Raw genomic sequence first — 11,893 nt, forward strand, 5'->3', positions numbered from 1 at the left:
TTTTTTACACTTGAATTGCCTTTTTTTAGGGTTAATCCGTTTGTCAATACAAATGGATTTATATTTTTATGTATGAGCTTAAAGCATCTAGCTAATCAACTATTCAATTCATCCATGAAATAATGAAGTTCATCAGAAAGCCGGTCAGTTTTTTTATCAGTCCTATACAGAAACTTTACCTTTGATAAATGGTTCAGATCGGAAAAATAAATATAAAGAGGCTGCTCATCTTTTTCTTCTCCACATTGATATATGCTTTGTGCCAAATGCTGTTCAGCATTATTTTAATGAAAGAAGATCTGTGGAATAATTTTCATGTACAGTTATCAGCCCATTATGTCTTCATCTTTGCGATGTGTATAGCAGATTATCGCCTGCTATTATTTTTGAACAGATATTTGCCGTATTCCAAGAATATTTTTCTGCGTATTCTAGCCGACATTTTAAGTATAACGTTAATATCACTACTTCTACTATTGCTATTCAATTTTCTGATATACGATGTATTTCTTGTGTCCCGTCACGGATTGCCTCCTTTTTCTGTCAAATTCGCTTTCGCAATGGCAGCAAACATTCCAATCCTGTTAGTATTCGAACTGATCCATTACTTCCAGTCCGAACAAAAAGCTATTGCTGATTCGGAAAAAGCAAAACGTAAGGTCCTACTATTTCAGCACGAGACATTGAGGTCACAGATTAACCCTCACTTTCTGTTTAATTCTTTAAATGTATTATCTTCCTTAATCTACATAAACCCCGAGAACGCCAATAAATTCACTAAAGCCCTTTCTAAAACCTATCGGTACGTTTTATCTCTCTCTCAACAACCTGTAGTACCTATTGCGGAAGAATTGCAGGCTTTGGAGTCTTATATATTCCTAATGAGGATGAGGTTCGAGAGCTCTTTTACTTACACGGTAAATAAATTAGTGTTCAGTGAACAAAACAAAATCATTCCGCTTACCCTTCAACTATTGATCGAGAATGCATTCAAACACAACATCGCAACCGAAGACTCACCATTACATATTATCATTACTATTGATAGCAGTTACCTCACAGTCACCAACAATATCCAACCATCAGGCAGTGCTGACAAAAGGGGGATCGGACTAAAGTACATTACCGAGCAGTATAAGATCCATGCTAAAGAAGTCAAGGTGGAGCATACCAGACAAATATTTACTGTAAAAATACCTTATATAGAGTCATGAATTACTTGATAGTAGAAGATGAGCGGTTCGCATACGAAGAATTAAAACGTATGATGATGAAATTACGTCCAGGTTATCTACTGGAGAAACAAACAAAAACGGTCATAGATACCATTGGGTTTCTTAACGAATCTAGTGTTGATTTAATACTGATGGATATCCGTCTGGCAGACGGTAGCTGCTTCGAAATATTTAACCATATAGAAATTACCATACCAGTCATATTTACTACAGCTTACGACGAACATGCTATAAAAGCGTTTAAACTCAATAGTATCGATTATCTATTGAAACCATTTGATGAGAACGAACTAGAGGCAGCGCTAACCAAGTTTGAAAATATCTTCCATAAACATGCTCATAAAAACAAGGCGAAAAATTTTGAGCATCTTTTGCCTCTTAATACCAAAAATCGATTTCTAATAGCCAAAGGTGAAAATTATCATTATATTGAAACCAAGGATATCGCCCATTTTTATAGTGAGGATGGTGTCGTCTTTCTCCATACATTCAACGATAGGCGGTATATTATTAACTACACATTAGACCAACTGGAGCAACAGGTGGATAACCGTTTGTTTTTTCGTGTATCCCGTAATTGTATAGGAAATGTTAAAGCCATTGAAAATGTTGCAAAGTACTTTAACAGCCGGCTGAAACTTTCCTTTTCACCGGAATGCCCTCATGATGTTTTGGTAAGTCGGGTACGTGTACCGGACTTTCTAAAGTGGATGGATGGTATAATGTAGTTAATCTGATATTGAAAATCCACTCCTTGGATATTTCATTTCATCCTTTCCAATCTGAATCCCATCGTTTACTTGTTCGGTGGCCGCACCGTTTGTCGTTCTTTTGTTCAGAATTAAAAATAACATCAAAATTTAGAACAATGAAAAAGAACGTAATTACATTTTTTCTTGCAGTGGGCGCTTGGATTTTCTCGTCTCAATTGTCAGCACAAGAATTCCCTGTGTCAGTCGGTTTTAAGGCGGCAACAAACCTTTCCAATTATCGATTGAGCGGTGGCGTGGAGGGCAACAGTAAAATGAGCATTGGCGGTTCGCTTGGAGGTATCGTCAAATATGATATCAGCCCGAATTTCGCGCTGCAATCTGGTATCGACTTTTATTACAGGACTTCAAAGCTGGGAAATCAAACCGATAAAATCAAGTCTTTCGGTGTGGAGATCCCATTATATGGGATTGTACAGGGCGAGTTGGGCCGCGGAAAAGCGTTTATTGGAGCTGGTCCATATATCGGTTATGGTATCTCCGCCAAGTCTAGTGGTGTAAGCCTATTCAAGCCGAACAGTACGACAGGCAGATCCACAATGAACCGCCTGGACTACGGTGTTGGTGGTATTATCGGTTACGATTTGGGTAAAAATTGGCAAATAAATGCAACTTACCAGTTCGGCCTTGCAGACCTGAAGAAAACAAACGGAGGTTCGATGAAGACTCAGGTGACATCTATCGGATTAGCCTACAAATTTTAAGAATCAAGAAGTTGGTATGCACTAATTACGTATCGAGGTTCGGACTTGTACAAAACGGTTCCGGAGTCGCGGTACGTAATAGTTTCGAAGTTTGTCCAGCACTTTAGCATTTCTTTCCGTCCAGCCATGTTCGCCTTCATCGGATCATTACGAAATCCTTGTAAACGACTGCCGAGCGACCATGTCATAACTCTTTATTAAAAAAACAGGTTATTTATAAACAATTCTAGATCGTGAAATCTATCATACTATTCTTGACAACAGTGGTTATGTCATTATCACTGGTATCAAAAGCGCAGCAGGTGTCATTTAGGACAGAGTACATTGGAAATTCAGGTTACTATTATTTACCCCCGGGTGAGAAACCTAGGGAAAAGATTGGTGATGCGAAAGGCTCGGCCGCAGTGTACCAAGGAACGTTCAGTATGCCTTTATCAACGAAGTTAAATGAGAACAATCGTCCAACAGCATGGGGAGTAGGTTTCGGGGGGACATACGTCTCCATGAAGAACACGAACTTCTCTCAGAGTATGGTGTCTGAAATTTTAAATTTACAGTTAGGAGTTTATCATTTACGTCCCTTGGACGACAAATGGTCCATGCGGGCAAGTATAGGCATGGGGATATTTTCCCCTTCTATCGATTTATCTAAAATTTCTTTTAAAAATATGCTTGCAAGTGGGGGGCTTATTTTTATCCGCCACCTAAACCCAAATTTGGATATTGGAGGAGGTGTGGCGATCAATAGTTCGTTAGGTTATCCGATGATATTTCCGGCAGTCTATGTTAAATGGAAGCTCCATGGGAAATACGACGTAAATATCGAAGTGATCGAGGGGCTTGAATTATCGGCGAGTTATCAGTTTGGCGAGAAATTCAAATTGGCATATGCCCTGGAGATGAATGGACAGGCAGCCTTATTGAAAAAGGACGGCAAGGACAAGATATTTTCTCATCAATATATCGTTACCGGATTCCGTCCCGAAATAAAACTTGGAAAAAAAGGACTATCCGTGACGGCTATGGCGGGATTGAACCTCTACCGTCCCGCCGCATATAGTGACAGAACATTGAAAGGGGTATTTGCCAGTGATAATGACTATCATTTTTCGGTCTCTCCCTATGGATCCATTGGTTTAAAAATGAAATTTAAGCCATGAAAATAAAGCAAGCCCTACAGATTGTGGCATTTTGGGTTCTTTATATGGTCACGTATGCTATAAGTTTGCTGCCGATGGGATTTCTATATACAATAGCTTCTTTCATTTCTTTCCTTGTATATCATGGCGTAGGATATAGAAAATCGGTGGTATATCAAAACGTTGCCCGCGCCTTTCCTGAAAAACGGTACGGGGAGGTACAGGCCATCGTGAAAAAATTTTATGCTTCCTTCCTCGCCTATTTTGCTGAAATTATAAAAAATGTTTCTGTTCCAGTAGCTGTGCTAGATAAGAAATTAAAATTTGAAAACCTGGAACTGATAGACCAATATATAAATTCGGGCAGAAGTGTTATTGTCTGTTTAGGACATTGCGGGAACTGGGAGATGTTAAATTTTATGTCGCACAAAATAAGTCATCAAATCTATGCGGTTTATAGACCTCTTAGGTCTGTAGTCATAGATAGGTTGATGATCAAACTGAGGTCGCGTTTCGGCATGAGGTTATTAGCAGATAACACAGTGGCCCGCTTGTTGTTATCTACCACCGCAAGTCCTGCTGTTTATCTTCTTCTTGCAGACCAAAGTCCACGGACAAAAGATAAAAAGTACAGGTTTACTTTTCTGAATCAGCCAACATATTTCTTTTCAGGTATGGAGAAATTAGCTCGTAAAGGACACAATTCCGTTATCTATCTCCATATTACACAGCTGTCAAAAGGAAATTACAAAATTGCCTGCGTACCGGTATGTTTCCACGCTGAACTTACAGCAGAAGGAGAAATAACCCGAAAGTATATTGGCCTATTAACAGAAAATATTAAGGAGGAACCATATGGTTGGCTCTGGACGCATAAGCGTTGGAAACGGTGAATATTTTGTTGGCCTCAATACTGATCATCATTGTGTCGCTCGTATCATTCGTCATTTTATTCTATTGACCGATTTCTGAAAAAAAATCATTTTTTTTCTAAGATTTTTTTCAGTCGTCCGTATATATGCTAACGAACTAATAGAATGAGCGGATACAATGCCAATATGGACGACTTGGAAAGCAATCCTGATATCATCTTTTTACTCAGGAAGAAGATGGATGGTACCATTAATGATCAAGAGCTTCAGATGCTGGAAGCATGGGGAGCCGAGGATCCAATGCATGCCGAACTGCTTAGGAAGGTCGAAGACGAAGAAGTGGTAGTTAGCGACCTAAAAGATCGCTTGGCCTTTAGAACGTATAATGTTAAGACCGATTGGATCAAAACATTTGAGGAGAAGACCATGGCTAAAATATATTCCGCTGGCAATCAAAAGCCGACTATCAATGTGCCTATCTGGCGGCGGTACCTGTCTTATTTGCCTTACGCAGCATTGTGCCTGTCGGTCTTAACAGTGGGTTTACTGGTATACCGTAACCAAGATCATCATACACTGCAGGCTACTTCAGTCGCAGATCTGAAGCCTGGCGGTAATAAGGCCTATATTACACTTTCCGATGGAAATGTCATAGAGTTACGCCAGGATCAGGAGGGGGTTGTCTTAGGAAAGGAGATGCAGTATGAGGACGGGACTTTGATCCACAACCTAAAAAATGATGAGACCAGCTATTCGACTATATCAACTCCCAAAGGGGGGCAGTATCAGATTACTTTGTCAGACGGTACAAAGGTCTGGCTGAATGCCGATTCCAAATTAAAATATCCTTCTTCATTTAATGGAAATGCACGAATCGTGGAGCTTGTAGGAGAAGCTTACTTTGATGTCGAAACGCTAATCGTGAAGGGTGAAAAAATACCCTTTCGGGTAAAAACCGTAAATCAGGAGGTTGAGGTGTTGGGCACACAGTTCAATTTGAAGGCCTATGCTAATGAGCAAGATGACGTTCGTACAACTCTAGTAGAAGGATCAGTGCTTTTACACGCAGGCGATGATAAATTACCCTTGGAACCGGGCGAACAAGCATCTAACGACGGTCAGAAGTTACATAAGAAAAAAGTAGACGTTGGACCGTATATCGCGTGGAAAGACAACCGATTTATTTTCGAAGAAGTGGAACTGCAGGAAGCTTTAAAAGTACTAAGCCGATGGTACGATTTTGATTTTGATATCGATCAGCAGGTAAAACCCACTTATCTCTACGCCAGCATTAGCCGCGGTAAAAGTTTAAAGGAGGTGCTCAAAATAATTGAAAGCAGCGGCATAAAATTTAAATTGGAGCGGCTTCACGACAGAAATAAACTCACAATTTTTAACTAAAAAAACGAAAATCAATTATGAATTAGCACATGCCACCGACAGAAAGATAGATCTGAAAAACGGGCAATGCGCCAACACTGCCCGTCATGGATTTAGTATCTATCGCAATCATTTATCTCTTGGGTAAGAGAGGATTTACATTTTAACAAATTACAATATGATCTAAACCGTACAAATGTATGAATTTTAGCACAAAACCAGTAGGTCTCTGTAGGCCCGCTGTAAACCGTTTTTTCCTTATTATGAAATGGATAGTTGTACTTATCTTGCTCAACATGACCACAGTAATGGCCGAGGGGGTTGCTCAGGATGTCACACTGAAAGCCAGCGGGATGTCTTTGCTACAGGCCATGAAAACAATTCAGCAACAGACCGGCTATGAGTTTTTTATCAAAAGCAGAGATCTCGGTAGAATTAAGATATACGCAGAGATCAGTGATCTCCCTATCGAACGGGCGATGGGCGTGTTGCTGCAGGGTAAACCTGCCGCTTGGTTGCTGCAAGGGAACACTATCGTCATTAAACCTAGGCCATATGCTGAAAAAGCTCCCAAAATGGTGACCTCCGAGGTTGTCAAGGAAGTTGCTATCAGAAGACCCGTCCAACAACAGAGCAAAGTAACGGGAAAAGTGACTGATGCTATCGACGACTCTTCCGTCGCTGGTGTCAGTGTTCTTGTCAAAGGATCTACTGTAGGTACCTGGACGGATGCCGACGGTGTGTACGAGCTGTCGGTAAAAGAGCAGGACTCGCTCATTTTTTCCATGGTAGGCTACATGCCACAGCGGGTGAAGGTCGGCACTTCAAAAATTATCAATGTGCGGCTTAATAAAGATAATCGCGAACTAGAAGAAACCGTTGTGGTAGCCTTTGGAAGGCAGGCCAAAGAGAGCGTAGTGTCATCTATCACTACGGTCAATGTTAAAGATCTGCGTACACCGGCCAGTAACCTTACCACGGCGCTTGCCGGGCGTATGGCAGGACTGGTGGCGTATCAATCAACTGGTGCCCCGGGGGAAGAAGACGCGCAGTTTTTCGTGCGCAGCGTAACGTCATTTGGCAGTGGTTTAACAGCACCATTGATACTGATAGATAATATAGAAATGTCTTCTAAGGATCTTTCCCGGCTAAATCCAGACGACATTGCTAGTTTTTCGATTCTAAAAGATGCTTCAGCTACCGCTTTATATGGGGCCAGGGGAGCGAACGGTGTGGTTCTTGTGACCACCAAAGAAGGAGAGAAAGGACGCGTAAAGACCTCTTTCAGACATGAAAGTTCCGTATCAACTCCGACTACTAAAGTGGATATGGCTGATCCCATCAGCTATATGGAATATGCCAATATAGCACACATGACACGGTATGGTGAACTAATGTATCCGCAGAGTAAGATAGATTTTACTAGGGACCCGAATAGAAATCCGAATGTATACCCAGCAGTGGATTGGAAAGACCTCCTGACGAGGGATTATTCAGTAAATCACCGTACTAATATCAATTTGACAGGAGGTGGTAATGCCGCTACCTACTACTTAGCGGGATCGTTTTCACAAGACAATGGTATCCTTAAAGTGGATAACAAGAATCCGTTTAACTCGAATATCAACTTAAAAAAGTATTCGGTACGCTCCAATGTAAACCTTTACCTTCACAAAACGCTAGAAGCCAAGGTTCGCCTAAGCGCCAATTTTGATGATTATACAGGACCTATCGGAGAATCCGGAAGTGGTGGCGCCAACACCTACGGAAAAACATTATTGGCCAATCCTGTTCTATTTCCAGCATACTATCAACCGGACTACAATACACAATATGCAGACAGAATTTTATTTGGTAATTATTCGGGGGATGATTTCGGCAATGGAGCGCCAGGATATATTAATCCATATGCCGACATTATGCAGGGCTACGAGGACGTACGTAACAATACGTTGCTGACGCAGTTGGAATTACATCAAGATCTTGCATCTGTGACACCGGGCTTAAAAGCACGATTTATAGGAAGTATTACCCGTTATTCTGGCTTTAATATCCAGCGGAGTTATAAACCATTTTATTATCAATATATAAAAGGAACTTATGACCCCACAAATCCGTATCCTTACCAATTATCCATATTAAATCCGGAACAGGGATCGGATCATATAGATTATTCCGCAGGTAATAAGTTTGTCGAGGCAAGGGGATATGCGGAGGGCGCAGTTTTGTACAACCGCAGGTTTGGAGGCCATGACGTGGGAGGTTTGTTGGTCGGATCGATCAAGGACCGAATGGATGGCAGTCCCAGCAACCTGGACTCTTCTTTGCCATCCAGAAATGTGGCTCTGGCAGGACGCTTCACCTATGGATATGCAAACAAGTATTTTGCAGAGCTCAATTTCGGTGTCAACGGATCCGAACGGTTTGATCCCCGCTTCCGATGGGGTTTTTTCCCGTCGATCGGACTTGGTTGGCAGGTTTCCGATGAGCCTTTTTTCCAGAAGCTGAAACCTGTATTCTCCAAACTTAAATTGCGGGGAACCTATGGTCTGGTTGGTAACGATGTGATCGTTTCCGATCTTGATCGTTTCTTTTTTACATCGAACATCAACCTCGATGGGCCTAATGCTGGTTATTTTGGTAATAACCTAAATTCCACATTTACTCGCCCTACCATACAGATCTTGCGCTATGCAAACCCAAACATTACCTGGGAAGTGTCATATAAAACAAATTTAGCGTTAGAGCTGGGTTTCTTTAACGACGCGCTTTCGTTGATCGCTGAAGTTTATCACGAAAACCGCACGAACATCGTGCAGGTACGGCAAGATATACCTTCTATCGTAGGGTTGAGCTCTAGTGTGCGAACGAACTACGGAGAAGCGGTTGGAAAAGGACTCGATTTAACGCTAAACTATAACAAGTCTTTCTATAATGGGATGTGGTATATTTTGCGAGGAAATTTTACGTATGGATCTTCAAAGATCACGGTATATGATGAATTGGATTATTCAGGTTTTGCTCCCTGGAAATCCGTCGTCGGACGTAAGGTAGGTCAATCGCAGGGCTATGTCGCTGAGCGGTTATTTATTGATGATAATGAGGTACTCAATTCCCCAGTACAAATGGTCAACGGAAGTGGCGGCGTATATCAGGCAGGCGATATCAAATACAGAGATATTAATGGCGATGGTATGATCAATGAATATGATATTGTCCCTATGGGTTATCCGGCCAATCCAGAGATTCAATATGGTATCGGAGGTTCATTTGGATTCAAAAATTTTGATATCTCAGCATTTATACAAGGGTCTTCACGCTTTTCTTTTTTCCTAGATGCCAATGCAATGGCTCCTTTCGTCGATGTGACATCCGGCGGGAAGAGGGGAAACAGAGCAATGTTGAACTTTATAAAGGAGAGTTTATGGACGGAAACCAACCGAAATGAGTACGCTCAATGGCCGCGACTTTCACCGGAGGCAGGGGCGACGTCCATTGGAAACAGCAACAATTTTGTCCGCAGTAATTATTGGATGCGATCGGCGAGCTTCATTCGCCTTAAATCGGTGGAAATGGGCTATAAGTTTAAGGATGTCAAAGGTGTAAGCCCCCGTGTTTATGCAAGTGGGACGAATCTTCTTACGCTTTCTGATTTCAAGCTATGGGATCCTGAAATGCGCGGTAACGGACTTGCATACCCCTTGCAAAAGGTGTTTAACCTCGGTGTACAGATTAATTTTTAATTGAAATATAGACGTAAGGATATGAGAAATATAATATATATATCGATAGCGGTCCTCTTACTGACGGTATCAGGTTGCAATAAGTACCTGGATATTTTACCTGACGACAAACCTGTATTGGAGGATGCTTTCAAAGACCGATTTAACGCCGAGAAGTATCTGTTTACTTGCTATGCCAGTCTTCCGGATTTTGCAAACCCCGCCAACACGTTGGGGCTCACCGCAGGTGGTGATATTGTATACGACCCAAGAAATATGCCCGGAGGTAATCCGGCACATGTTCCCAACACCATTTTGATGTTTTTTAATGGCAATAATGCAGTCAATCCATATATGAATTTCTGGGACGGGAAGAACGGTGCGAGCGAAAATATCTGGCAGGGAATACGTCATTGTAACGTTTTTTTGGAACACATCAGCTTAGAGGATGGAGGGCCCCGGGATATGGACGAAATGGAAAGAGCTAAATGGATTGCGGAAGTTACAACTATTAAAGCATATCTGAACTACTATTTGTTTCAGCTTTACGGTCCAATCCCTATAGTAGATAAGGTTATTCCAATTGCGAGCAAAGGAGAAGAACTGGCATTATACAGGGAGCCCGTAGATAAAGTAACTGATTATATCGTCGCGCTATTGGACGAAGCCATCGAAGGACTGCCTATGTCAGCGGAACTCGATCCGGCGACGGAATTTGGACGCTTTACCAAAACGATCGCCCGTTGTATAAAGGCTAAGACGCTAGTACTTGCGGCTAGCCCATTGTTTAATAACAACAACTATTACGCAGGGTTTAAAGATGGGCGTGGAATCGACCTTTTCCCGGCCGGTGACAGCAGACAGCGTTGGCAACGTGCACTTCAGGCCTGCGATGAGGCCGTCGTGTCCGCAGAAGAAGATGGACATAGTATACTGGTGACCACAGACGCGGGTGCGGGTGCAATTCCAGATGTTAACACTACTAATATCAGTCCGGAAACCAAGGCAATGGTCAGCCTAAGGCAGGCGGTAACACTACCCTGGAACCCAGAAATCATCTGGGCGACCAATGAAAATACCCGGCAGCTACAACGTTTCGCCAGCATGCTAAGCAATTCTGAATGGGACAATATGGCTGGATCTGGCGCCCCAGATATAGGACAGCGCCACGCGCCGACAATGAATATGGTTGAATCGTTCTACTCGTCAAGTGGTGTTCCTATAGAAGAAGACGCGGAGTGGGAGGCCAATGGTTGGTACCAAAATAGGTATACCACCCAGATGCCGGATGAAGAGCACAGTAAATACTTTATTAAAAGCGGGCAAGAAACAGCGTTGTTGCATCACAACCGTTCGCTGCGGTTTTATGCATCGGTAGGCTTTGACGGCGGTATATGGGAAGGGCGGTCACAGCAGCTCTCCAATCCGGCTTTTCCCAATTTCATACGTCATATGGGTAGCGGATTCAAATACGGAGAGACTTATGGGTTTTATTCCTTGTCAGGTTACTTAGCGAAGAAACTAACTCATCTTAAGACCACCTATACAGCCACGCGGGTAGAGTTGATATATGAACCGTATTCTTTCCCTATTGTACGTTTAGCAGATATGTATCTGCTCCTGGCCGAGTGTCTTAACGAGATGGGGGGACCAAATACGACAGATTCTAAGGGGAATAATGCCTACCACTATCTGGATGTCATCCGCACCCGATCGGGAATGGAGGGAGTCGTGGCAAGCTGGTCCAAATATGCGTCCGGTCCATATAAGTCAAAGCCAGAATCCCAAAACGGGTTAAGGCAAATAATCAGACAGGAACGGGTCAATGAGCTGGCATTTGAAGGGCATTACTATTACGATGTCCGGAGGTGGCTTCTTGCCGAACAGGTCTACAACCGCCCAATTACGGGATGGAATAAGGAAGGGGAGAATAAGAAAGATTTTTATGTATTGAAAGTTCTAGTGCAGCCACGGTTTTCCATGAAAGATTATCTAATGCCAATAGAAACAAACACCTTGCTTCAGAATAGAAATCTTGTACAAAACCCTGGATGGTAACTAATTTGAAAAT

At 42.3% G+C, this 11,893-nt stretch carries 8 protein-coding genes; all 8 read left to right on the forward strand.

What is annotated here, in order from left to right:
• The first annotated feature begins 287 nt into the window (after positions 1 to 287).
• Positions 288 to 1,214, forward strand: a complete 927-nt coding sequence (locus tag ACFSR5_RS16940; protein ID WP_380905653.1) for a sensor histidine kinase — start codon at positions 288 to 290, stop codon at positions 1,212 to 1,214.
• Positions 1,211 to 1,963 carry a LytR/AlgR family response regulator transcription factor gene (locus tag ACFSR5_RS16945; protein WP_380905654.1) on the forward strand — a complete coding sequence of 251 codons (753 nt, stop codon included), beginning with the start codon at positions 1,211 to 1,213 and terminating at the stop codon, positions 1,961 to 1,963. Before ACFSR5_RS16940 ends, ACFSR5_RS16945 begins: the two co-directional genes overlap by 4 nt.
• Before the next feature lie 140 nt (positions 1,964 to 2,103).
• The gene (locus ACFSR5_RS16950; protein ID WP_380905655.1) at positions 2,104 to 2,709 is read left to right on the forward strand and encodes a porin family protein; all 606 of its coding nucleotides are present in this window, start codon (positions 2,104 to 2,106) and stop codon (positions 2,707 to 2,709) included.
• A gap of 269 nt (positions 2,710 to 2,978) precedes the next feature.
• The gene (locus ACFSR5_RS16955; protein WP_380905656.1) at positions 2,979 to 3,869 is read left to right on the forward strand and encodes a DUF6268 family outer membrane beta-barrel protein; all 891 of its coding nucleotides are present in this window, start codon (positions 2,979 to 2,981) and stop codon (positions 3,867 to 3,869) included.
• Complete coding sequence (locus tag ACFSR5_RS16960; protein ID WP_380905657.1) at positions 3,866 to 4,741, forward strand: lysophospholipid acyltransferase family protein; 876 nt, start codon at positions 3,866 to 3,868, stop codon at positions 4,739 to 4,741. The genes ACFSR5_RS16955 and ACFSR5_RS16960 overlap by 4 nt, the downstream gene beginning before the upstream one ends.
• A gap of 144 nt (positions 4,742 to 4,885) precedes the next feature.
• Positions 4,886 to 6,121 carry a FecR family protein gene (locus ACFSR5_RS16965; protein ID WP_380905658.1) on the forward strand — a complete coding sequence of 412 codons (1,236 nt, stop codon included), beginning with the start codon at positions 4,886 to 4,888 and terminating at the stop codon, positions 6,119 to 6,121.
• 242 nt (positions 6,122 to 6,363) lie between these two features.
• On the forward strand, positions 6,364 to 9,843 hold the full coding sequence (locus ACFSR5_RS16970) for a SusC/RagA family TonB-linked outer membrane protein (RefSeq protein ID WP_380905659.1): 3,480 nt from the start codon (positions 6,364 to 6,366) through the stop codon (positions 9,841 to 9,843).
• Positions 9,844 to 9,864: 21 nt separating this feature from the next.
• Positions 9,865 to 11,880 carry a RagB/SusD family nutrient uptake outer membrane protein gene (locus ACFSR5_RS16975; RefSeq protein WP_380905660.1) on the forward strand — a complete coding sequence of 672 codons (2,016 nt, stop codon included), beginning with the start codon at positions 9,865 to 9,867 and terminating at the stop codon, positions 11,878 to 11,880.
• Positions 11,881 to 11,893 lie beyond the last annotated feature (13 nt).

Source organism: Sphingobacterium suaedae (assembly GCF_042684625.1).
Classification (GTDB): Bacteria; Bacteroidota; Bacteroidia; order Sphingobacteriales; family Sphingobacteriaceae; genus Sphingobacterium; species Sphingobacterium suaedae.

Bases quoted from the DNA above. Each gene is read 5' to 3' on its own strand.
- ACFSR5_RS16940 (WP_380905653.1), top strand. From the start codon at position 288: ATGAAAGAAGATCTGTGGAATAATTTTCATGTACAGTTATCAGCCCAT.
- ACFSR5_RS16945 (WP_380905654.1), top strand. From the start codon at position 1,211: ATGAATTACTTGATAGTAGAAGATGAGCGGTTCGCATACGAAGAATTA.
- ACFSR5_RS16950 (WP_380905655.1), top strand. From the start codon at position 2,104: ATGAAAAAGAACGTAATTACATTTTTTCTTGCAGTGGGCGCTTGGATT.
- ACFSR5_RS16955 (WP_380905656.1), top strand. From the start codon at position 2,979: ATGTCATTATCACTGGTATCAAAAGCGCAGCAGGTGTCATTTAGGACA.
- ACFSR5_RS16960 (WP_380905657.1), top strand. From the start codon at position 3,866: ATGAAAATAAAGCAAGCCCTACAGATTGTGGCATTTTGGGTTCTTTAT.
- ACFSR5_RS16965 (WP_380905658.1), top strand. From the start codon at position 4,886: ATGAGCGGATACAATGCCAATATGGACGACTTGGAAAGCAATCCTGAT.
- ACFSR5_RS16970 (WP_380905659.1), top strand. From the start codon at position 6,364: ATGAAATGGATAGTTGTACTTATCTTGCTCAACATGACCACAGTAATG.
- ACFSR5_RS16975 (WP_380905660.1), top strand. From the start codon at position 9,865: ATGAGAAATATAATATATATATCGATAGCGGTCCTCTTACTGACGGTA.